We start from the raw sequence: 22529 nt of genomic DNA on the forward strand, positions 1-22529 counted from the left end.
CGCTGGGCATCCCCATCGCGGCCTTCGGGCTGCTGCGCCCCGAGATAGCCGGAGCGGCGATGGCGCTCTCGAGCGTCAGCGTCGTGAGCAGCTCGCTGCTGCTGCGCCGCTTCAAGCCGAGCATGGTCAAGGCCGCGTAGGCGACCAGGAAAGGATGACTCCCATGAGACGGATACTCGGGATCGCGGCGACCGCTTTCGGCGTGCTCGCCATCCTCGCGATGACCGGCTACACGTTCGCGAACGCGGGCGACGCCGGCAAGATGTCAGGCGTGATCGTAGATAAGAAGAACGCCGCGATCGAGGTCATGGACCAGCCCGGAGCGAAGGGCTCCATCACGGTCGCGCGCGTGCTCGCCCCCGGACGCTCCTGGATCGCCGTGCACCTCGACGAGGGCGGCAAGCCCGGCAAGCGCGTCGGCCTACTCGAGATCGGTGAGGGCGAGAGCCGCGACGTCAAGGTCGAGATCGACGACGTGAAGCTCAGCGACAAGCTCATCGTCGCGCTCCACGCCGATCGTGGCGTCGCCGGAGAGTTCGAGTTCGCCATGGACGACTTCGCCCTCAGCCCCGACAAGCCCTACTTCGTCGACGGCATGGAGCTCGCCATGGAGGCGAGCGTCGCCGAGAAGCCGTTCGGCGTCACGGCAGCCGAAGGGGAGGCGGCCATCGAGGTCGCCGACCAGCCCGGGGCCGCCGGCTCGATCGCGGTAGCCCGCGCGCTAGCGCCGACCGGCGCCTGGATCGTCGTGCACCTCGACGACGGCGGCAAGCCCGGCAAGCGCGCCGGCTTCCAGCGGATACCCGCCGGAGACAACGCGGACGTGGTCGTGAGCCTCGACCCGACCGTCACACTCACCGACAGGCTCTTCGTCGCCATCCACGCCGATCGTGGCGTCGCCGGCGAGCTCGAGTTCGACATGATGGACAAGTACAACAGCCCCGACCAGCCGTTCTTCGTGGACGGAGAGGAAGTGGCGACCGCTGCTCGCGTGAGGTAGCACCCCTCCCCGGCGCCCCCGCCGTCCCCCCGGCGGGGGCGCCCCCCCTACACAGAGGAGTCCCGATGAGGAAGGTCCGGCCGAGTCTCCCGGCGTCGCTCGCGATCGCCGCCCTGATCGTTCTCGCCCTCGCGCTGTCCGGATGCGCGCGGGCCGCCGCGACCGGCGCCCCCGGGCCCCAGGTCGCGCCGCCGACCGTCAAGCTGCTCGAGCCGCCGGCCGGGGCCGAGGTCCCCGCCGGCGAGGTCGCGGTGGCTGTCGAGACCTCCGGCCTGAAGTTCGTCATGCCCAGCAACACGGTCGTCCCCGGGGAAGGGCACGTCCACTTCACTCTCGACGACGAACCGTTCGAGATGAGCACCTCGCCCGAGTACGTGCTGAAGGACGTCGCTCCCGGGTCGCACCGCCTCAAGGCGGAGCTCGTGCAGAACGACACGAAGCCTTTCGATCCCCCCGTGAAGCAGGAGATCGAGTTCACCGCGAAGTAAGGGGTCGCCATGCGCTCTCTCGACAACACCGGACTCACGAGACGACAAGTGGGTACGCGACTTGCCGCCGCACTGCTCGTAGCGGGCGCACTGCTCGCTCCTGCGCTCGCCCCCCAGCCCGCCGCCGCGCTCGTGACGTCCGGCGTCCAGAGTTTCCGCATCCGCATCGGCTGGTTCGGATACGAGCCCAGCAAGATAGTGGCCGCCGCCGGGCGGCCGATCGTGCTGTACGTGGGAAGAGGATTCGGGTGCGCCGGGGGGTTCATAATGCCCCGGCTGCGGGTCGAGAGGAACAACACCAGGGGGGCCATCACGGTCCGGCTAGGGAGCCTGCGGCCCGGGCGCTACATCTACAGCTGCGGCATGGGGATGATCACCGGCACGCTCGTCGTGAGGTAGGTCAGGCGCTCGCCGCCGCGTGAAGCGCGACACGGAGGTCGTCGAGCAGGTCGCCGACGTCCTCGATCCCCACGGAGAGCCGCACGAGCCCGCCCGAGATGCCCCGCCTCTCGCGGTCGGCCTCGGGGAGCGAGACGTGCGTCATCGAGGCCGGGTGGCACGCGAGCGACTCCACGCCGCCGAGGCTCTCGGCGAGCGAGAAGACCCGCAGGGCGCGCAAGAACCGGTCGGCCGCCGGCAGGCCGCCGCGCAGCCGCGCCGAGACCATTCCGCCGAACCCCGACATCTGCCGCTGTGCGAGTTCGTGCCCGGGATGGGATGGAAGCCCCGGATAGTACACCGTCTCGACCTGCGGGCTCGTCGCGAGCATCGCCGCCACCGCGTGCGCGTTCGTCTCGTGCTCGCGCATACGCACGGCGAGCGTCTTGATGCCGCGCAGCGTCAGCCAAGCGTCGAAGATACCGGGCACCGACCCGGCTGCGTTCTGGTAGAAGCGGATGCGTTCGTGCAGGGAGGCGTCGTGCGTGACGACCGCACCGCCTACCGCGTCCGAATGCCCGCCGAGGTACTTCGTCGTGCTGTGCACGACCAGGTCGGCGCCGAGGTCGAGCGGGCGCTGCAGGAACGGCGTCGCGAACGTGTTGTCCACGACGAGCATCGCCTCGTGCGCGTGCGCGAGATCCGCGGCCGCCGCGATGTCGGTGAGGTGCAGAAGGGGGTTGCTAGGGGTCTCGATCCACAGCATGCGCGTGGTGGGGCGGACGGCGGCCTCGAGAGCGCCCGCGTCCGTGCCGTCGACGTAGGTCGTCTCGATGCCGAGCGGGACGAAGACTCGCTCGAGGAGCCGGACCGTGCCACCGTAAAGGTCCTCGTTCGCGACGATGTGGTCGCCGGGGGCGAGCAGCGACAGCACCGCGGTCTCGGCCGCCAGCCCCGAGGCGAACGCGGAGCCGTACGGCGCTTCCTCGAGCGCGGCGAGGCAGGTCTCGAGGGCGGTCCTCGTCGGGTTCCCCGAGCGCGAGTACTCGTATCCCAGGTGTTCTCCGGGGCCCGACTGCGTGAAGGTCGACGTCTGGTAGAGGGGGACGATCGTCGCCCCCGTGGCCGCGTCGGCGGATTGACCGGCGTGGATGGCGCGCGTCGAGAACCTCACGCGGGCACCTTCTTCCGGCCGGGATGCTGCGAGAGGTAACCGACGAGGTCGCTTCGTGAGAGGAAGCCCAACGCCATGCCCTCGCGGGTGACCACGACCCCGCCGTGGCTGCCGAGCAGCTTGCGGTAGACCTCCTCGGTACCATCCCCCTCGTCCACCTGCGGCATGGGACGGCCCATGACCTCGTCGACGGTGGCCGCACGCAGGTCCGCGTCGTCGTGGAGGCGCCGCAGGAGGGTGACCTCGTCGAGCGACCCGATGACCCGGCCGTTCGACGTGACCGGGAGCTGTGAGATCGCGTAGGAATCCATGAGGCGCGCCGCATCGGCCGCGCGCATCCGCGGACTCGCGGTCACGAGCGGCTGCATCCGCTTCGCGCGCAGGAGGTCGCCCGCGGTCTCGGGCGCGTCTCCATCAAGGAACCCGTTGTCGCTCATCCAGGAGTCGGAGAACTGCTTCGACAGGTAGTTGCGGCCGGTGTCGGGAAGGAGGACGACGACGGTGGCCCCCCGGGGCAGGTCGCGCGCGACGGTCAGCGCGGCGTGGAGCGCGGTGCCGGACGAGCCGCCGACGAGGATGCCCTCCTCGCGGGCGAGACGACGTGCGGCCGCGAACGACTCGGCGTCCGAGACCCGGACGTAGCCGTCGACGATGTCGGCGTCGAACGTCTTCGGGATGAAGTCCTCGCCGATGCCCTCCACCTTCCAGGAGCCGGGCGTGCCGCCCGAGAGTATCGAGCCTTCGGGATCCGCGACGATGACCTTCACCGAGGGGTCGCGCTCCTTGAGGTAGCGTCCGACCCCGGAGACCGTTCCGCCCGTGCCGACCCCGGCGACGAACACGTCGATGCGTCCGCCCGCGTCCTCCCAGATCTCGGGGCCCGTCGTCTCGTAGTGGGCGGTGGGGTTCGCCGCGTTCCCGAACTGGTCGGGCCGCCAGGCCCCGGCGATCTCGTGCGCGAGCCGATCGGCGAGCCGGTTGTAGTTCTCCGGCGAGTCCGGGGGGACGTCCGTCGCCGTGATGACGACCTCGGCGCCGTAGGAGCGCAGCAGCGCCGCCTTATCCGGGCTCATCTTGTCGGGGATCACGAAGAGGCAGCGGTAGCCGCGCACGGCGGCGACCATCGCGAGGCCGACCCCGGTGTTGCCGGCGGTGGCCTCGATGATCGTCCCGCCCGGCTTCAGCACGCCGCTCGCCTCGGCCTCCAAGACCATGGCGAGCGCGATGCGGTCCTTCGAGCTGCCGCCGGGGTTGAGGCACTCGAGCTTGCCGAGGATCGTGACGCCGAGTCCGGCGGAGATACCGGGCAGCTCGACGAGGGGCGTGCGTCCGAAGGCTTCGAGGATGGATGCGTAGCGAGCCATGGCGACCTCCCGCGGTCTGCGCGTCCGCGGAGGCGGGCGCGACCGATGCTGACCTCACCAGCATGCGAGCGCCGGGGGATGAGCCGCAATGGCTAGCAACGCAGTATGTCTATGCGAAAAGTGAGAAACGCACTCGGCCCGTGCGTTAGGCAGTCCCTCGCTCGACGACGGCGAGGACGGTGTCGGCCCTCAGATTCGGCGCGAGACGCACGGCGTGAAGACTCCCTCCGCGCGAGACGAGGGGCAGTTCCTGCTCGACGACGCCGCCGCTGTCGGCGACGAAGTCGCGGAAGTCCTTGAGCGTGGTGTGGTGGATGTTCGGCGTCTCGTACCACGCGTACGGGATCGAGCGCGAGACCGGCATGCGTCCGCGCAGCGCGAGGTGCGCGCGTATCCGCCAGTGAGCGAAGTTCGGGAATGAGACGACCCCGCGCGTCCCCACCCGCAGCATCTCGCGGACGACGAGATCCGGGCGGCGCACGACCTGCAGCGTCTGCGAGAGGACGACGACGTCGAAAGAGTCGTCCGGGAACCCGGCGAGGCCGGCGTCGAGGTCGGCCTGCACGACGGGGACGTCACGGCCCACGCAGGCGATGATGCCGTCGAGGTCGAGCTCGACGCCGCGCACGATCGCCCCTCGCTCGCTGCGCAGCAGCTCGAGCAGCGACCCGTCCCCGCACCCGAGGTCCAGCACGCGGGCGCCCCGCGGGACGAGGGAGGCGATGAGCCGGAAGTCGTTGCGCAGCAACTCGGCGGCGGTCACGCGGCGTCCTCTCCCCTCAGGATGTCGCGGCACGCGGTCGCGGCGTTGGCGAGGAAGGGCCGGATCAGCGCGGACTGTCGCTCGACCTCGAGAAGGAAGGCGTCGTGTCCGTACCCGCTCTGGATCTCGGCGACGGTCACGTACGCCCCGTTCGCGAGCAGCGCGTCGGCGAGCTCGCGTGCCTGGTACGTCGGGAAGAGCCAGTCGCTGCTGAACGATAGGACGAGGAATCGCGCGTCGACACCGGAGAGGGCCTCAGCGAGCGAAGGAGCGTCGCCCGTGAGGTCGAAGTAGTCCATCGCCTTCGTCATATGGAGGTAGGTGTTCGCGTCGAAGCGCTCGATGAAGCGGCGTCCCTGGTGCTCGAGGTACGTCTCCACCTCGAACTCGTGGACGAAGTCGTAGGCGTAGCCCGCGCCGTCGGCCAAGCGGCGCCCGAACTTCGAGCCCATGGACTCGTCGGAGAGGTATGTGATGTGGCCGACCATCCTGGCGATCGCGAGTCCCGAGTCGGGTTGCTCCTCGCGGTCGAAGTAGTCGCCGCCCGCGAAGGCCGGGTCCTCGAGGATCGCCCGGCGCCCCACCTCGTTGAAGGCGATCGCCTGCGCGGTGATGCGTGGCGTGGTGGCGTCGGCGACGCATGCGGTCACGCGCTCGGGATAGCGCTTCACCCAGGCCAGCGCCTGCATGCCGCCCATCGAGCCGCCCACGACCGCGGCGAGACGCCGCACGCCGAGCGCGTCGAGAAGGCGCGCCTGGACGTCGACCATGTCCTCGATCGTGACGAGCGGGAAGCGCGCGCCGTACGGGCGTCCGTCGGCGGGGTCTGTCGACGCGGGACCGGTCGTGCCGCTGCAGCCGCCGAGCAGGTTCGAGCAGACGACGAAGAACCGGTCGGTGTCGATCGCGCGGCCCGGGCCGACCATCGGCTCCCACCAGCCCGTCCGCTCGCTCTCGCCGCTCGTGACGTGCGAGTCGCCCGACAGCGCGTGGCAGACGAGGACGGCGTTCGACGCGTCGGCGTCGAGACGGCCGAACGTCTCGTACGCGACGACGACCTCCTCGAGACGCCGTCCCGAGGCGAGGTCGATCCCGCCGGTGAGGGTGAGGAGCCGGGCGCCCTCCGGCGGGGCGCCCGGGACCGTGCCGCCCATCGTCAGACCTGCGCGAGCGCGCGATCGAGGTCGGCGATGATGTCGCCGATGTCCTCGATCCCCACCGAGAGGCGCACGAAGTCCGGGCCGATGCCGGCGCGCACGAGTTCTTCTTCAGAGAGCTGGGAGTGTGTCGTGGACGCGGGATGGATGATGAGCGACTTGGCGTCGCCGACGTTGGCGAGGTGGCTGAAGAGCTCGACCGAATCGATGAGCTTGCGGCCTGCCGCCGATCCGCCCTTCACGCCGAAGACGACGACCCCGCCATACCCGTTCTCGAGATAGCGGTCGGCGTTCGCCTTCGTGGGATGGTCGTCGAGGCCGGGGTAGGAGACCCACGAGACCTTCGGGTGGGAGGCGAGGTGCCGCGCGACGGCGAGCGCGTTGTCGCTGTGGCGCTGGACGCGAAGGGAGAGCGTCTCGATGCCGAGCAGGAACTGCTGCGCGTTGAACGGCGAGAGCGACGCGCCGAGGTCGCGCAGGAGCTGTACGCGCGAGCGGATGGCGAACGCCACGTTGCCCAGGCCGGGGAAGTCGCCGAAGACGTCCCAGTACTTGAGCCCGTGGTAGCTCGGGTCCTCCTCGGTGAACTGCGGGAAGCGCCCGTTGCCCCAGTCGAAGTTCCCGCCGTCGATGATGGCGCCGCCGATGGAGGTGCCGTGGCCGCCGAGCCACTTGGTGAGCGACTCGATCACGATCGCGGCGCCGTGCTCGAACGGCCGCGTGAGGTAGGGCGTCGCGAAGGTGTTGTCGACGACGAGCGGCACGCCGAGCGCGCGGCCCGCGGCGGCGAGCGCGGCGAGGTCGGGCACGTCGAGGCGCGGGTTACCGATGGTCTCGATGAACCACGCCTTGGTGGTGTCGTCGGTGGCCGCCGCGAAACCGGCGGTGTCGGTCGGCTCGACGAAGCGCACGGTGATGCCGAGCCGCTTGAACGTGTGCAGGAAGATGTTCCACGTCCCGCCGTAGAGCGAGGTCGAGCTGACGATGGAGTCGCCCGAGCCGGCGAGGTTGAGCAGCGCCAGGACCTCGGCGGCGTGCCCGGAGGAGACGGCGAGCGCGGCGCTGCCGCCGTGGAGTGCGGCGAGCCGCTGCTCGAGGACGTCGTTCGTCGGGTTCATGATCCGCGAGTAGATGTTGCCGAAGGCGCGCAGGCCGAAGAGGTCGGCGGCGTGCTCGGTGTCTTTGAACTGGTACGCGACCGTCTGGTAGATGGGGACGGCGCGCGAGCCCGTGGTCGGGTCTGGGGAGGCCCCGCCGTGGACGGCGAGGGTGTCGAACCTGGGTGTGGCCGAGTCGCTCATGGTGTTCTCGCTTTCCGCTCAGTGGAGGATGGGATGAAGCTGGATCCGCCCGAGTCCGACGCATGCGCCGAAAGACCCGGGCTGGGCCATCATCATGTCCATCGCCATCGTACAAGCGGTGCGAGATGTCATGGGGCTCGGTCTCACCTCCTCGGTGCCGTTCGGGGGGCGTTCTCGCCCCGGAGTGGTGCGATACATAATAAGGAGGTGCCGGGGTCGCGTCTACGGGTTCCAGCGCACCTTACCCGTGCGGGATCGAGTCCCTGCTGGTGAGAGCATCCTCATCGTCCGCTCACGGAAGTCTCATGTGGAAGCCTGAGGCTACATAGAAGTAGGCGTAGTAGGCGGCGGGTCTCTCCTCGCCGTAATGGATCCGGTTTCCCGATGTTGCCGAGTGGTATAGAAGCCACGAGGGATATGCGCGGAGGGGACCGGTTCCAGGTTTCCCAGAAGATGGGACGTCCGTGCTTGTCGCCATCGGAATAGTAGTGCTAGGGTGTCACAAGGTCCGACATGCGTCGGGCTCTTTGCCGTTCGCTTTTGAGCAGGGGACAGCGGCGAAGTGTGGCATATCCCGGGAGGGTATTCCTTCCCGACCATGCCAAGGAGGTGGGGCCTGAAGGACAGCTGAGCGTGTTCGGCCGTGCGTACGCGTTCGTTGTCTAGGCGAACCAAGCTCCAAGGCATGGCGGCTCGCGAACCGGTTCGATCATCGACACATTGAACAGATGAGAGCCGGCATCGCGAGCAGAACGAGTCACAGTAGGCTCTAGATATGAACAGGGAGGGATAGTGTATGAGCAGTCATTTTGGGAAGAGTCGGCTCCGCAAGAGCATCTCTAGCGTGCTCTCGGTAGCCATGGTGTTGTCGCTTGTCATCCTGCCGGTCACGCCGACCGTCGCCGCAACCGCGGCGACTGGTGGTCCTACCGTGACTTCCGGCGGGACCAACCTCTCGTCCGTCGTCTCTACGACGACCTCGAGTAACGGCATCAACGGCACCCACAGGCTCGACGTCACCGGCACCATCGCCACGCAGAGCGAGTTGCGTGGCGCACGTTACGTGCAGGGCGGCGACTTGATCGCGGATATGAATGTGACGAACACGATCATCGCGATTCAGACGACCGATACCGCCGGATACTCTACGATCACCACGATCACGGGTCTCCTGTCCACGGCGACCGTCAACGTCGTCATCGCCGCGATCAACTCGCAGGTGACATCGGTCACGGCCAGTATTAGAGGCCAGTACATCTACATCACGGCCAAGAAGGTCGGGGACTACGGCATCGGCGTATTGGGCATCAGCGGTATCGCCACTCCGGCAGCCGAAGGAACCCGCTCGCTGGCCGCGAAGCTGTTCAGCCTCGGGCCGAATGACATCTACTACTACGGTGCTCCCTATATCACGGGGACGAACACCGCTTACGGCACGGCGTACGGCACCATGCTGGTGCGCGGCGACGACTACGGCGCCTCGCCGTACGGCGGCGCTGTCGCGTTCACGGTCAGCGACAGGTTCGTCGGCTCGACCATGACCTCGTATGCGCCGTTCGCGCAGCCTGTCTCTGGCCACCTGAACGCCAACTTCAGTCCCGCGAGGTTCGAGGCGACCGTCGAAACCGCCACCGGCTTCAAAACGGCCGTGCGGCTCGGCGAGGGCTATGACCTCGTGCTCTACACGGGCAGCGGCAGCACGGGTCTCGGCAAGGGCACCGCGCTCGTGTCGGTCTCCGGCGGCGCACGCGACAACGTCGTGCCGACGAGCTTCGAGGTGTCGGCGGGCCCGGTGGGCACGTCGTTCGTCACGACGCTCGCAGCCGGCGTGGTCGCCACGCAGGTCGTCCTTTCGCTCGACCCGACCGCCGCTGTGCTCGCAGCCACGGACGAGACGCACGTCATCGAAGCCGCGTCGTTCACGGCCCCGACAGGCTTCGTGGTCTCGACGGCAGTCGCGGCTCAGGCGCGGGCGCAGGTCAGCCATGACGACGGCTCCGGAAGCGAGCCCGCCAGCGTCACGGTCAGCGGCCAGGTCATCTCGGTCACCAACTTCTCGATGAACCCCACCGAGTCCCTCTCCGTGACCCTCACGGTCAACGCCCCGACCGCGATGGGCGTCTACACGTGGACCGGCACATACACCAACATGAGCGACACGGCGCGGGCGATGTTCAGCGATCCGAACGTCACCACAGACGGCAACCGTGACATCACGGTGTGGCCGCTCTACGCGGTGTCGTCGATCGCGTTCACGCAGCCTTCCGGGTACTACGGTCGCGCCGGTACGACCATCACGGTCTACGCCCGCGCTTTCGACCGCTACAGCAACCCTGTCGGCAACTACTGGCCGACGCACTTTGTGTACTTCGACGTGCCGGGCTCCTCGCCGGTCGTCCCGACGACGACCGTCAACGCATTCGACACGGCGAGCCAGATGTTGCAGTACACCTACAAGATCCCGTCCACGCCGGGCACGAGCACCATCCGCGCATTCATTGCGGGTGAGGCCACCACGACCGTCAACGTGATCTCCACCGGCGTCGGCGCTCCCGCCGCCATGGTCCTGTCTTCGGCGAAGAACCCGAACCCCGCGCCGACCGGCGCGACGGCGGGTACCGCGATACCGACGACGTTCACGGTCTCGTTCGTGGACGCCAACGGCAGGCCCGCGGGCTTCACGTCCTCCGACCTACCGCCGGTCCGCAACATCAAGATCTTCTACGGCTCGGCCGGCGTCAGCAGCACGGTCGTCAGCCTGTACGGGACCATCGCCACCATGACCTCCTCGGAGATCACCTTCACTCTCAACGGCTATGCCGGTGAGACGTGGAACATGTGGGCGGCGGACTACCAGGTAGGCGCGCTGCCGCAGAGCAACGTCGTAGCGCAAAGCTTCGGCGAGGCCGCAGCGGCTGCCGTGGTCTCGACCGCGATCAGCGTGACGGTCTCCCCGGTGACCCTCGTCGGTTCCTCGACGGCGGGCTACGCGGCGGCAGACGGTCTGCACCCCGTGACTCTCACGGTCCGCGGTGTCGTCGGTCACACGATCTCCGTCGTGGCCAGCAACGCAGTCGGCGGTCTTGACGACTCAGTCCTTCCCGGTAGCCTCTCCGCCTCCTCAGCGGTCGTGGGGACCAGCGGTGTCGTGACCTTCAACGTCCTGTCGACGTTCCCGTCGATGCGGGGCACCACGCGCGCTTGGAAGAACTGGCAGATCTCCGACGAGACCTCCGGTGTCGTCGTCGTTCCACCGCTGCTCGTCCAGACGCACTTCTTCGCGCCGACGCTCAGTTCGCCGCTCGCCGTGGACAAGACCCACGTGCTGGCGAACAACGCCGACGTGGCGCTCTACTCCGCTACGGTCCGCGACCCGATCGCCAGCGCTCCGGTCGTCGGAACGACCATCTGGTTCAACAAGACCGCCGGTTCGGTCGGCACGCTGTCCTCAGCGTCCGCGACCACGAACGCCAGCGGCATCGCTCAGGTCTCGATCAAGTCCGCGGTCTCCGGTAACGCTACCGTCACGGCCCGCGACTTCTCGGGCACGAACGAAGTCACTGCGGCCGTCGTCACGTTCGACGACATCCAGGCCCAGGCTTCGTCGACCGCGGCGATCACCGCGCAGCAGTCGCTTCGCGGCCCGCGGCCGAGCTTCGGCATCAAGCTCGTCGACAGCTCCAACAACCCTGTGACCTTCAACGTAGCGAGCATCGACTCCATCACGGGCACCGACACGGTGAGCGGTATCACGACCTCGGTCGCGGGTAACGTCATCTCCGTCACGTGCACGCTGCCCGGCACGTCCGTTGCCTCCAGCACGCCGGTCCAGCTTGTGATCTCCGGTCGCGCGTGGGTCACGGACGCCCTTGGCTCCTCGAGCCTGAAGAGCTTCCAGGGCATCATCCCCGTGACGATCGTCAACAACGCGACCGCCACCGGTAGCGGCTCGAACCTGGCCGCTGGTGGTACCTTGAGCGGCACCGGGTTCCGCGTGCCGTCTGTCACGGCGACGGAATCCTGCACCGTGTTCCTGAAGTTCGGCACCAGCTGGTTGTCGATCGGCACCGTGATCGTGGGTGCGGACGGCGTCCTGCAGCAGGTCGCCATCGACTGCCGCGGCGTCATCGCCGGCACGTACGACCTGAAGATCGACGGCATCACGTTCACCCAGGGCTTCTCGGTCACCAACGTGCTGTCCACGACCCCGGTGAACCTGACGCTGTACCGCGATCCGATGTCCACGGCGAACGTCGCCCCGGGCACCGCAGTGGTCGTCCGCGGCGCCATCACGAACGGCGTCAACGGCGGGCGTCTGGCGAGGCACATCGTGCTCCAGTCCGCGGCCGTCGGCTCGGACACCTGGACGAACATCGACCAGGTCGACACCAGCTCTGAGGGCATGTACGCCTGGACGGTCCGCCCGACGGTGAGCACGCAGTACCGTGCCCGCTTCGAGGGTGACGCCGGATACGCTGCCGGCAACAGCACCGCTGTCACCATCGGCGTGACGACCGCTCCCGCGGTCACCCGGATCTACGTCAACTCTCCGGATGGCGTTGCGTACGTGCAGCGGCACGGTTACGCCGTCAACGTCAACGGCTGGGTCTCTTCGGCCGCTCCGCGGGTTCGCGTGTACATGTACCGTTACTACAACGGCGCGTACCGTTACGTCCGGTTCTACTATGCGGTGAAGAGCGGCACGAGGTATTCGGCTCGTATCGTCTTCCCGTACGCCGGCAAGTATCGCCTGCGGGCCTACGTGGTGCCTACCGCGACCACGAGCAGGGCCTACTCGATCTACCGGTACTATTCGGTAAGGTAGGCGCTCGCAAGCATCACCGTTCCTGACGAAGGGGCGGGGCCTCGAAAGAGGTCCCGCCCCTTCGGCGTGCGCCGCGCGCGACCATGGTAGAATCGTCGCCGTGACCCCGCCCCCGCCTCTCAGACCCGACGCTGTCGCGCGAGCTCGCGCGGCGCGTGCGGTCCTCTTCGACCTCGACGGCACGCTCATCGACACCGTCGAGCTCATCCTCTCGTCGTTCCGGTACGCGACCAAGCGCGTGCTCGGCGCCGCGCTCCCCGACGAGGCGCTCATGCGCAACGTCGGTGTCCCGCTCGCCCGCCAGATGCGCGAGTTCTCGCCCGAGCACGCGGACGAGCTCCTGCGCGTCTACCGCGAGCACAACGCGGTTCACCACGACGCGATGGTTGGCGAGTACCCGGGCACCAAGGAGGTCCTCGAGGAGCTTCGCTCGCGCGGCCTGCCGATGGGCGTCGTGACGTCGAAGGGGACGACGATGACCCGCCGCGGTCTCGATCTGTTCGGCCTCGGGCGCTTCTTCGAGGTGGTCGTGACCGCCGACGACGTTCAGACGCACAAGCCCGACCCGCACCCGCTGCGCGTCGCGGCCGATCGCCTGGGCATACCGCTCGAGGAGTGCGTCTACCTGGGCGATAGCCCGCACGACATGCTGGCCGCTGTCGCGGGCGGCACGGTCGCCGTGGCGGCGCTGTGGGGCGCTTTCTCGGCCGAGGACGTGCTCGCGCCGGGACCGGACTTCGCCCTCTCGAGCATCCGCGGGCTGCCCGCGCTCCTCGATGGAGATGCGGTAGAGTATTCGACGGCAGAAAGCATCTGACGGGAGGCGCTGGTGTCGAAGCGCGGCAAGATCATCGCGGGGGTCGTCACGCTGTTGGTACTGGTGGCGATAGGAGTGGGCGTCGCCCTCGCGAGCCGGAACATCGGCATCACGGTCACGACGGGGAAGGTCACGAAGGGCGACCTCGCGGTCACCGTCGCGGCTTCGGGGAAGGTCGAGGCCGGGGTCCGCGCCGACATCTACCCGCCGACCGGCGGCACGATCCACGAGGTGCTCGTCGAAGACGGTGCGCCCGTGAAGGCCGGTCAGACGATCGCCGTGATGGACACCGGCCCGCTGGAACTCGCCGTCGACCAGGCGCGGGCGGGGTACAGGGCCGCCGACTCGCAGCTCGACGCGGTGCGCAAGCAGGTGCCGACGACGGTCGACCGCCGCGCAGCCGCCGCGAACACCGCCGTCGCTGCCGACGCCTACCACTCGGCCGCGGACGCCTACACCGCTCTCAAGGACGTCTACGACGCGCTGCCCTCCTCCATGCGGTCCTCGATGGAGGCCACCGTCACGGCCCTGAGGCAGGCGCGCGACCGCTCCCACGCCGCGTACCTCTCCGCGAAGGCCCAGGAAGCGAAACTCTCCGTCGCGGGCGGCGTGAGCGCTCAGCGCTCGGCGGCACGCGCGTCGCGCGACCAGGCCTCCGCGGCGCTGCGGCTCGCCGAGCTCAACCTCGACCGTGCGACGCTGACCGCGCCGATCGCCGGCGTCGTCATCTTCAACGCGATGGGCGTCCCGGGCGCCGACGGGACGACCCCGAAGGCCGGGCCAGGTTCGGCGGTCGGGCCGCAGGCGGCGCCGTTCACCGTCTACCAGCTCGATTCGCTGCGCTTCGACGCTGACGTCGACGAGGTGGACGTGCCCTCGGTCAAGATAGGCATGAAGGGGATCGTCAGGCTCGACGCCTTCTCGAAGGAGACGTTCCCGACGACGGTCTCGCACATCAAGCCGACAGCGACCCAGACGATCACCGGCGGGACGGTCTTCCCCGTCTACCTCGATCTCGCCGACACAGGCAAGGGCATCCTCATCGGGATGAAGGGCGACGCCACGATCGAGCTTCAGAGCATCCCCGACGCCGTGCAGGTGCCGATCGAGGCCGTGCTCGACGAGGGCGGCGTGAGCTACGTCTTCGTCGTCTCGAGTGGCAAGGCGAAGCGCGTCGACGTGAAGGTCGGGACGATGACCGAGATCGCCGCGCAGATACTCTCCGGCGTGAAGCCGGGCGACGAGGTCGTGCTCTCCGGCGGCGGCGTGCTCAAGGACGGCATGCCCGTCCGGACGAAGTAGCGCCATGGCCGACGCAGTCGACGGAGGACGCGAAGTCCTCGCGGTGGAGAACGTCTCGAAGTGCTATCACCTCGAGGGAGTGGATGTCCACGCCCTGCGCGAGGTCGACCTCGTCGTGCGCGAGGGCGAGATGCTCTCCATCATGGGTCCGTCGGGCTCCGGCAAGTCGACGCTCATGCACATCATCGGACTGCTCGACCGGCCCACGACGGGCAACGTGACCGTCGAGGGTGAAGAGGTCAGCCACATGTCGCCGAACGAGCTCGCCACGGTGCGCAACAAGCGCATCGGGTTCGTCTTCCAGTCGTTCAACCTGCTCGCGCGTACGACCGCGGCGGCCAACGTCGAGCTGCCGCTCATCTACGCCGGCGTGCCCGGCCCGCGCCGCGCGAAGCTCGCGCGCGAGGCGCTCGAGCGGGTGGGCCTCGGCGACCGCATTCGCCACGTGCCGAACCAGCTCTCGGGCGGGCAGCAGCAGCGCGTCGCCATCGCCCGCGCGCTCGTGACGAACCCGAGCATCGTCCTCGCCGACGAGCCGACCGGCAACCTCGATTCGGTGTCGGGCGTGGAGGTTATGACGATCCTCCAGGACCTGAACCGGCAGGGTATCACCGTCGTCCTCGTCACGCACGACGCCTACGTCGCGTCTCACGCGTCACGCGTCGTCTCGCTGCGTGACGGGCGCGTCGTCGACGAAGCGGCAGTCGCCGAGCGGATCCTCGCCGGCGGGGAGCCCCAGGCGGTGATCGAGTGAACCTCATGGAGAGCTTCCGCGTCGCGCTGAGGGCGCTCACCGCGAACAAGGTGCGCAGCAGCCTCACGATGCTCGGCGTCATCATCGGCGTCGCGGCGGTCATCCTGCTCGTAGCCATCGGCACGGGCGTGCAGAACGAGGTCACCGGCCAGATCGAGGGCCTCGGCAGCAATCTCCTCTTCGTCTTCCCCGGCAACATGGAGGGAGGGCAGGGCGGCGGAGGCGGGGGCGGTATGTCGATCACGAAGCAGTTCACGCGCGACGACTCCGACCTGCTCGATCGGCGGCTGGTGGGCGCGGACGCGGTCGTGCCGGTCGTGCAGGCCGCCGGGACGCTCCGAGTCGGGAACCGGACGTGGCGCTCGACCATCGCCGCCGGGACCGAGAAGGGCTCCGAGGTCTTCAACGCGACGCTCGTCAAGGGGAGGCACTATCGGCGCAGCGAGGTGCTGGCCGGCTCGCGCGTCGTCGGCATCGGCTCGACGGTGCGAGACCAGCTCTTCCCGGACTCCGACCCTGTCGGCAAGACGCTCGCCATCAACGGCCAGCGCTTCACCGTGATCGGTTACTACGAAGCGCGAGGAGGCAGTCTCGGCGGCGACCAGGACAACCAGATCTACATGCCGATCACGTCGGCGCAGCGCCTGCTCGGCACGAACCAGGTGGGCATGATAATCGTCAAGGCGGCGGACGCGCGCGACGTCGACCGGGTGCGGGCCGAGGCCCAACGCATCCTCAAGCCGCGCTTCGGCGACGAGTTCACGGTCTTCACGCAGAAGCAGACGCTCGGGATGCTCTCGACGCTGCTGGGCACCCTCACGGTCATGCTCGCCGGCATCGCCGGCATCTCGCTGCTCGTGGGCGGCATCGGCATCATGAACATCATGCTGGTGAGCGTCTCAGAGCGCACCCGCGAGATCGGCATCCGCAAGGCCGTCGGCGCCAGGACGTACGACATCATGAGCCAGTTCGTCATCGAGGCGGTCATGCTCTCGGTGCTCGGCGGCATCATCGGTATCGCACTGGGGTCCGGCGGGGCGGCCGTTCTGCGCCGATGGGTCCCTACGTCGGTCACGGGGTGGTCGGTCGCGCTGGCGTTCTTCTTCGCCGCCGGCGTGGGCGTCTTCTTCGGCGTCTACCCGGCGTACAAGGCGAGCATGCTCGATCCCATCGAGGCGCTCCGGTACGAGTAGCGTGGCGCGCCTGGGCCGGTCAGGACAGGAAGTCCGCCGGGTCGACGTGGTCGAGGAACTCGCGGAACTGCTCGACCTCCTCTTCCTCGTCCACCGCGCCTTCGAAGACGACCCCGGCCTCGTCGAGCACGGCGTCTTCGAGGAAGATGGGACATCCCGCGCGGGCCGCCATCGCGACTGCGTCGGACGGGCGCGAATCGAGGGAGAGCTCGCCGCCGGGCCCGAGCAGGCGCAACGACGCGAAGAAGGTGCCGCCGTCGAGGCGGGTGATCTCGACGGCGACGATGTCCCAGCCGCACGCGACGAGCGCGTCGTGGAACAGGTCGTGCGTCATCGGCCGCGGCGGCCGCTCTCCGCGCATCGCCAGGAGTATCGCGGTCGCCTCGTACTGGCCGATCCAGATGGGTACCAGCCGGCGGTCGTCGGGGTCGTCGAGCGAGCGCAGCATGATGACCGGCTGTTCGGTCACCATGTCGACGTTGATGCTCGCGACCCGTACGCGGACCACGGCTCCCCCTTCCGGCTCGATGAGTGTCACCTATGATAGTACCCGGGGACTCGGCGGGGGGAGGACGATGTGGAGCGCTTCGAGGTCGCGACCGCGCGTCGCGAGGAGTTGACCGACGTCACGCGGCAGGTCGCCGACGCCGTGCGCGCGATTGGTGTGGCCGAGGGGTGGGCGCTCGTGAGCTGCCCGCACACGACGGCCGGGGTGACCGTCAACGAGCACGCCGATCCCGACGTGGCGAGCGACATCGTCGCGGGGTTCGCCCGGCTCGTGCCGCATGCCGGGGCGTGGCGTCACGCGGAGGGCAACGCCGACGCGCACGTCAAGGCGACGCTCGTGGGATCGAGCGTCACGCTGCCGGTCAGCGAGGGAAGGCTCGTCCTCGGAACGTGGCAGGGCGTCTTCCTCTGCGAGTTCGACGGCCCGCGCAGACGCTCGCTGCTCGTCTCCGTCCTCGGGGCGTAACGACCCCCGCTACCTGCCCGACCTTGACGCTTGCGCGACGCCTGGGCTATGGTGTCGGAGCGTTTCGAGGGCCCGTAGCTCAGCTGGTTAGAGCGCACGGCTGATAACCGTGAGGTCGTTGGTTCGAGTCCAACCGGGCCCACCACGGACTTGAGGACCCGTCACCCGTGGGAACACGGGGAGGCGGGTCTCTTCACGGAAGGGTCAGGCCCCGGTAGGGCTCGCGTCGTAGCCTTCGGGGATGGCTACCTTACCCGACTACGGATCCGCGATCATCCCGGAGGAGAAACTGCGCTACTGTCTGGACCCGGCACACAGCACGGGTCGGCACAAGGCGCGGGTCTTCAAGTCGGCGCTCGGCCTCGATCTCGACGGGATCGAGATCCTCGAGCGGATGCTACGACAGGGGATCTCATCGCACGACGCGGAGGTGGTCTCCATGCTCACAGATGGTACCGAGCGGTGGGTGGTAGAGTGGATCGTACTCGGACGTCTCGCGGCTGACGTCGTGCTATCTGAAGAGGGTGAGGCCGTGAAGCGCAAGATCGTCGAACTGGACGTCGTCGAGATCACCTCGGACTTGCCACAGGGCTTCGTCGAGGGCGCGCGCGGCACCGTCGTGGCGGTCCACGGCGACGGTTGCACCGTGGAGTTCCTCGATCCCGACGGATACACGATCGGCCTGTTCGAGATCCCGATGGTCGACCTCGAGGTCATCGAGGGCGCCGGGATCGGTGCGCCGGTCGTGCGGGAGGACTAGGGGACCCTCTTCTCGAGGTAGACGAGGTCGACGCCCGGTCCGGCGGGCCTCCGGTCGTACTCGCGGTATCCGAGACGTCCGTAGAGGCTCAGCGCTCGCTCGCTGCGGTCGCCGGTGAAGAGTTCTAAGCGCGCCACGTCGCCGACGGCCTCCTCGAGCGCGTGCATGAGCGCGGTGGCGACGCCCCGGCCTTCGTGGTCGGGGCGGACGACGAGCCGGCCCACGTGGCACGTCGCGCCGCTCACCTGGCCGCGCACGGCGCCGACGACGAGGCCGTCCTCCGTCGCCTTGAGCACGACGTGGCGCAGGATCGCCTCCCGCACGGTCTCGACGGTCTCGCGCAAGGGGGGGAGGTCGTCGACGGAGTACTCGAGCGCCACCTGGCCGAACGCGAGGAGCTGGACCGCGAGGACGGCGGCGGCGTCTTCCGGACCGGCGCGCTCGATTCGCATGCGTCGTCCTCTCGCTCGGGGGTGGGTCCAAGGTACCACCGCGAGCGAGGGTCCCGCGACGGCCTCCCGTATACTTGTCCCATGGGAGATCGGCGGTTGCTCCAGATCGATGTGATGAGAGGGCTCGCGATCATCGCGGTCGTGGTGACGCACAGCCTGACGGTCGACACACTCGTCGGCTCGTGGGCGGTGCTGCACGTCTGGCAGGCCGTTCCCGTCTTCTTCGTCATCATGGGGATGAACTCCGCCTCGGCCGGCTGGTCGCGCCTTCCGGGACGTCTGCGACGGCTGCTCGTCCCCTTCGCCTTCGCATGGCTCGCGTCGCTGGCGATCGGCCTCTGGAAAGGGACCGTCTACACGGGGTGGGAGAGCCTGCTGCTGCGGCTGCCGTTCCCGGGGCCGGGGAACTACTTCACACCGGTGGCGATCGCGTTCGCGATCGCGGCGCCCGTTCTCGTTCCCGCATACCGGCGATGGCCGGCAGCTACCGTCGTGGCGTGCGTCGCGGCCGACCTCGCCTTCGAACTCGCCGCGGCGCGCCTGGCGCTCTTCGCCTCGCACCCGTACGTCTACAGCGCGATGGCTCCGCGCTACCTCGCCGCCTTCGCCCTCGGGATGTGGCTCGCCGACGATCGCTTCGAGGGCGCCGCACGCCGGCGCTCGCTCCTTGCGTTCGCTGCTTCGAGCCTCGCATACCTTGTCGCGGCGAACGGATTCGGCGTTCAGGCCCCGTTCGTGACCGCGTGGAGGACGCAGAACTTGCTGGCCGTCGGGTACCCTGTTCTCCTCGTCGCGACCGGTCTTTCGTGGCTCCCTGCGGCGCCCGGCGGAAGGGTCGCGCGCGCGCTGGCGGCGGTCGGACGGTCGAGCTACGGGATCTTCCTGGCGCAGATGACGTGGTTCATGGTCGTGCCGCAGAAGCGGCCGGTATGGCTGGCGGCCTCTATCGTGGTCTCGGTCTGTGCCGGGATGCTCGCCACAAGGCCTGACGCTGGCGTAAGGCTTGCTTGGAAGGTCGTGGGTGGGTATCGTTTCGGAGGAACCTTCCCCGGCCGCGAGGGCGGCCGCGATCCCGGATCGGGACGTGATCCACATCGGTGACGAGAGCGCACATCCCATGCTCCGGCGTATGCTCGCGGCTTGCCTCGCCGCGGCGCTGCTCGTCGCGCTCGTCCCAGTGAGCGCGACCGCAGCCGGTACGTCCACCCTGATGGGCCGCGTCCGCAACCTTCAGGGCAACGCGGTCAACAACGTGCGCGTGTTGCTCTACCAGCGCTTCGGCGGAGTCGAGACCCTCGTCGGCGAGGCGCTCACCGAGAACGGCGGACAGTTCCAGTTCTTCAACCTGCTCGCGGCGACGTACGGCCTCAAGGTCGTCGACGATTCCGGCACGTACGCGCCGGCGTGGTACGGCTCGAGCGTGACCCTCGGCATCGGCGAGCTGCGCCAAGGGATCGAGTTCACCGTCTCGCGCGCCGGCTCGATCTCGGGTGTCGTGTCGAACAGCGCAGCGCTTCCTCTGAGCGGCGTGATCGTGAACGCCTACCCGCGCAGTCCGGAAGGGCCCTTCGACGAGTACGCCGCGGCGAGCACCGTGACCGGCGCCGACGGCGGTTACACGCTTGCGGGGATGAGCGCGGGGACATATGCCGTGCAGTTCTTCAGCACCTATCCCGAGTACCCGAGCCAGTTCTATGGGATGTCTTCCGCACTCGAGGCCGCCGAACCGGTGACGCTGGCGGAGGCGAGCACCGTGAACGGCATCGGCGCGACGCTGCGCCGCTGGGGAGGCATAACGGGCTCCGTGACCGCTACCGGCGCCGGTGTGCCGAACGCGATCGTGCGCTGCTACCGTCGCGATGGGGCGACTTGGACGCTGCAATCCGCCGCGGTCACCCTCACGAAGGACCCGGACACGGTCGAGCCCGGACAGGTGGTCGGCTCGTTCGCGGCCGACCGGCTCTATCCCGGGACGTATCGCGTCGCCATCGAGACGACCGACCTCCCAACCGCGCGGCCCGTACAGTTCTACGGCGGTGCGAGCGGGCCTTCGACCGACATCCGTTTCGCCGCCGACGTCGAGGTGGTCGAGGATATGGTCTCGACCGGCATCGGCGTGGACTTCACCGATGACCGCCTTCCTCCCACGACCTCGCTGTCTCCGCTGCCCGCGGGGTGGCCGCGGTCCGTCACCATCACGCTGACCGCCGCCGACGGCGCAGGCGGGTCGGGCGTGGGCGCGACCTACTACTGGTTCGATTCGGGTGCTCCGACCGTCTACACGGGGCCGTTCACATACGGTACCGACGGAGGACACACCCTCTCGTGGTACTCGGTCGACCGTTTCGGCAATCCCGAGAACGTTCGCACGGCCGACGTCCTCGTCGACGGCCTGTTCCCCGTGACCAGTTCGGACGCGGTCTCTGAGTACACGGGCTCGGCGCGCGTCCAGCTCATCGCAGCCGACAACAGGACCGGCGTCGCCGCCACGTATTACTCGCTAGACGGGGGGGACGCGGTCGCCGGCACCTCGGTGGCGTCCAGTCGCTGGGGCATCCACTCGCTGAGATACTGGTCGGTCGACGGTGCCGGCAATGTCGAGCCCGCACACACCGACTCGTTCTTTATCTACTCGTCCGGTGGTAGCGGCGGAGGCGGGGGCGGCTGGATCCCCGGCGGCTCCGGGACGCCCACGTCGACGGTCGACACCACTCCGCCGGTGACCACGATCATCGGCGTGCCCGCTGGTTGGTCGACGTCCGACGTCGAGGTGTCGTTCGTCGCCACCGACGACACATCGGACATCGGGGCGGTCTACTACCGTCTCGGTGGCGGCTCCGCCACGACGTATACCGCCCCGGTGGTCGTGACCGCGGAGGGCGTGACGACGATCGACTACTGGGCCGTCGACGCGCGCAACAACCGCGAGACGTCGCGGAGCTCCGTCATCCGCATCGACCGGACCGCTCCGGTCAGCGCGGCGAACGTGAGCGAGTTCTACCTCGATTCCGCTCGTATCTCCATCGTCGTGTCGGACTCGGTCTCGGGGCTCTCCGCGATCCGCCGCTCGCTCGATGGCGCTCCGAGCACGGGATCCATCATCGATGTGAGCGAGCCGGGCACGCATACCCTGGAGTGGTCGGCGGTCGATGTCGCGGGCAACGTCGAGACGACACACTCCGCTTCGTTCACCGTGACGCGCGGGACGCGGACGACGCCTTCCGCCCGAGCGCTCTATCCCGCGTACGGGGCGTGGGCGACGCTGTCCGGGGCGCTGGCCGACTCCGCGGGCACGCCGCTGCCGGGTCGTGTCGTGCATCTCGAGACCTACTCCGGCGGCGCGTGGGTCGAGAGCGCCTCCAACACCATCACGGGCCCGAACGGGACGTGGAGCTTCAGCGTCCGCCCGAGCTCCCTTACTCGCTACCGCGCGGCCTTCTTCGGCTCGGTGGGTTACCTCCCGAGCTCGGCGACGGAGACCGTGGTCGCACCGAAGGTGTATCTCACGGCGCCCTACGCCCCCACGAGGGTCGTCAGGGGTCGCGGGTACACGGTCTACGGCTACCTGCGCCCGAAGCATACGGCGAGAGCATACTCGGTGCGCGTGCAGTGCTATCGGCTCGAGAACAGGCGATGGGTGCTGCGCAAGACCGTCTGGGCCCGCAACGCCGACTACGGGTCCTCCACCCGCTACTCGGCGGTCGTCGCGCTCCCATATGCGGGGTCGTGGCGGCTGCGCGCCTATCACGCGGACTCGGGCCACGCGGCGACGTACTCGTCCTACCGGTACGTCTCCGCCCGGTAGGCGTCGCTGCGCCAAGTCCGGGC

The 22529-nt window shown here is 68.7% G+C and carries 19 protein-coding genes and 1 tRNA gene; 13 read left to right on the forward strand and 7 right to left on the reverse strand.

Features of this window, described 5'->3' with window-relative positions; genetic code table 11:
- Positions 1–163 precede the first annotated feature (163 nt).
- The 3 genes from WC971_04980 to WC971_04990 all read left to right on the forward strand — a co-directional run bounded on the left by WC971_04980 (position 164) and on the right by WC971_04990 (position 1887).
- Complete coding sequence (locus WC971_04980; protein ID MFA5844169.1) at positions 164–1000, forward strand: hypothetical protein; 837 nt, start codon at positions 164–166, stop codon at positions 998–1000.
- A 65-nt stretch (positions 1001–1065) separates the two neighbouring features.
- Complete coding sequence (locus WC971_04985; GenBank protein ID MFA5844170.1) at positions 1066–1488, forward strand: hypothetical protein; 423 nt, start codon at positions 1066–1068, stop codon at positions 1486–1488.
- A gap of 48 nt (positions 1489–1536) precedes the next feature.
- Positions 1537–1887, forward strand: a complete 351-nt coding sequence (locus tag WC971_04990) for a cupredoxin domain-containing protein (GenBank protein ID MFA5844171.1) — start codon at positions 1537–1539, stop codon at positions 1885–1887.
- Between the two features lies 1 nt (position 1888).
- Here the strand turns inward: WC971_04990 and WC971_04995 are convergent, their stop codons facing one another.
- From WC971_04995 to WC971_05015, 5 genes are all read right to left on the reverse strand, one after another.
- Positions 1889–3040 carry a cystathionine gamma-synthase gene (locus WC971_04995; GenBank protein ID MFA5844172.1) on the reverse strand — a complete coding sequence of 384 codons (1152 nt, stop codon included), beginning with the start codon at positions 3038–3040 and terminating at the stop codon, positions 1889–1891.
- Complete coding sequence (locus WC971_05000) at positions 3037–4404, reverse strand: pyridoxal-phosphate dependent enzyme (GenBank protein MFA5844173.1); 1368 nt, start codon at positions 4402–4404, stop codon at positions 3037–3039. The genes WC971_04995 and WC971_05000 overlap by 4 nt, the downstream gene beginning before the upstream one ends.
- A gap of 145 nt (positions 4405–4549) precedes the next feature.
- Positions 4550–5167 (reverse strand): methionine biosynthesis protein MetW, encoded by a 618-nt coding sequence (metW, locus tag WC971_05005; GenBank protein ID MFA5844174.1) that lies wholly within the window; start codon positions 5165–5167, stop codon positions 4550–4552.
- Positions 5164–6321 (reverse strand): homoserine O-acetyltransferase, encoded by a 1158-nt coding sequence (locus WC971_05010; GenBank protein ID MFA5844175.1) that lies wholly within the window; start codon positions 6319–6321, stop codon positions 5164–5166. The genes metW and WC971_05010 overlap by 4 nt, the downstream gene beginning before the upstream one ends.
- 2 nt (positions 6322–6323) lie before the next feature.
- Positions 6324–7625 carry a PLP-dependent transferase gene (locus tag WC971_05015; GenBank protein ID MFA5844176.1) on the reverse strand — a complete coding sequence of 434 codons (1302 nt, stop codon included), beginning with the start codon at positions 7623–7625 and terminating at the stop codon, positions 6324–6326.
- Between the two features lie 796 nt (positions 7626–8421).
- On the opposite strand from WC971_05015, the gene WC971_05020 reads away from it, so the two are divergent.
- From WC971_05020 to WC971_05040, 5 genes are all read left to right on the forward strand, one after another.
- Positions 8422–12450 carry a hypothetical protein gene (locus WC971_05020; GenBank protein ID MFA5844177.1) on the forward strand — a complete coding sequence of 1343 codons (4029 nt, stop codon included), beginning with the start codon at positions 8422–8424 and terminating at the stop codon, positions 12448–12450.
- Positions 12451–12550: 100 nt separating this feature from the next.
- Positions 12551–13267, forward strand: a complete 717-nt coding sequence (locus WC971_05025; GenBank protein ID MFA5844178.1) for an HAD-IA family hydrolase — start codon at positions 12551–12553, stop codon at positions 13265–13267.
- 12 nt (positions 13268–13279) lie between these two features.
- On the forward strand, positions 13280–14569 hold the full coding sequence (locus WC971_05030) for an efflux RND transporter periplasmic adaptor subunit (GenBank protein ID MFA5844179.1): 1290 nt from the start codon (positions 13280–13282) through the stop codon (positions 14567–14569).
- Positions 14570–14573: 4 nt separating this feature from the next.
- Complete coding sequence (locus WC971_05035) at positions 14574–15323, forward strand: ABC transporter ATP-binding protein (protein ID MFA5844180.1); 750 nt, start codon at positions 14574–14576, stop codon at positions 15321–15323.
- Between the two features lie 5 nt (positions 15324–15328).
- Complete coding sequence (locus WC971_05040) at positions 15329–16516, forward strand: ABC transporter permease (GenBank protein ID MFA5844181.1); 1188 nt, start codon at positions 15329–15331, stop codon at positions 16514–16516.
- Positions 16517–16535: 19 nt separating this feature from the next.
- On the opposite strand, the gene WC971_05045 is transcribed toward WC971_05040, so the two are convergent.
- Positions 16536–17054, reverse strand: a complete 519-nt coding sequence (locus tag WC971_05045; GenBank protein ID MFA5844182.1) for a bifunctional nuclease family protein — start codon at positions 17052–17054, stop codon at positions 16536–16538.
- Between the two features lie 39 nt (positions 17055–17093).
- Between WC971_05045 and WC971_05050 the strand changes: the two genes are divergently transcribed.
- The 3 genes from WC971_05050 (at position 17094) to WC971_05060 (ending at position 18249) form a co-directional block, all read left to right on the forward strand.
- Positions 17094–17489 carry a secondary thiamine-phosphate synthase enzyme YjbQ gene (locus tag WC971_05050; protein MFA5844183.1) on the forward strand — a complete coding sequence of 132 codons (396 nt, stop codon included), beginning with the start codon at positions 17094–17096 and terminating at the stop codon, positions 17487–17489.
- A 68-nt stretch (positions 17490–17557) separates the two neighbouring features.
- Positions 17558–17634: transfer RNA gene (locus tag WC971_05055), tRNA-Ile, on the forward strand.
- A 96-nt stretch (positions 17635–17730) separates the two neighbouring features.
- On the forward strand, positions 17731–18249 hold the full coding sequence (locus WC971_05060) for a DUF4926 domain-containing protein (GenBank protein MFA5844184.1): 519 nt from the start codon (positions 17731–17733) through the stop codon (positions 18247–18249).
- Here WC971_05060 and WC971_05065 read toward each other — a convergent pair.
- Complete coding sequence (locus WC971_05065) at positions 18246–18701, reverse strand: GNAT family N-acetyltransferase (protein ID MFA5844185.1); 456 nt, start codon at positions 18699–18701, stop codon at positions 18246–18248. The genes WC971_05060 and WC971_05065 overlap by 4 nt on opposite strands.
- A gap of 81 nt (positions 18702–18782) precedes the next feature.
- Here WC971_05065 and WC971_05070 point away from each other — a divergent pair, with 81 nt between their 5' ends.
- On the forward strand, positions 18783–19802 hold the full coding sequence (locus tag WC971_05070; GenBank protein ID MFA5844186.1) for an acyltransferase: 1020 nt from the start codon (positions 18783–18785) through the stop codon (positions 19800–19802).
- Positions 19723–22506 carry a carboxypeptidase-like regulatory domain-containing protein gene (locus WC971_05075; GenBank protein ID MFA5844187.1) on the forward strand — a complete coding sequence of 928 codons (2784 nt, stop codon included), beginning with the start codon at positions 19723–19725 and terminating at the stop codon, positions 22504–22506. The genes WC971_05070 and WC971_05075 overlap by 80 nt, the downstream gene beginning before the upstream one ends.
- The last annotated feature ends 23 nt before the right edge of the window (positions 22507–22529 follow it).

The organism is Coriobacteriia bacterium (assembly GCA_041658765.1).
Lineage (GTDB): Bacteria > Actinomycetota > Coriobacteriia > Anaerosomatales > JBAZZO01 > JBAZZO01.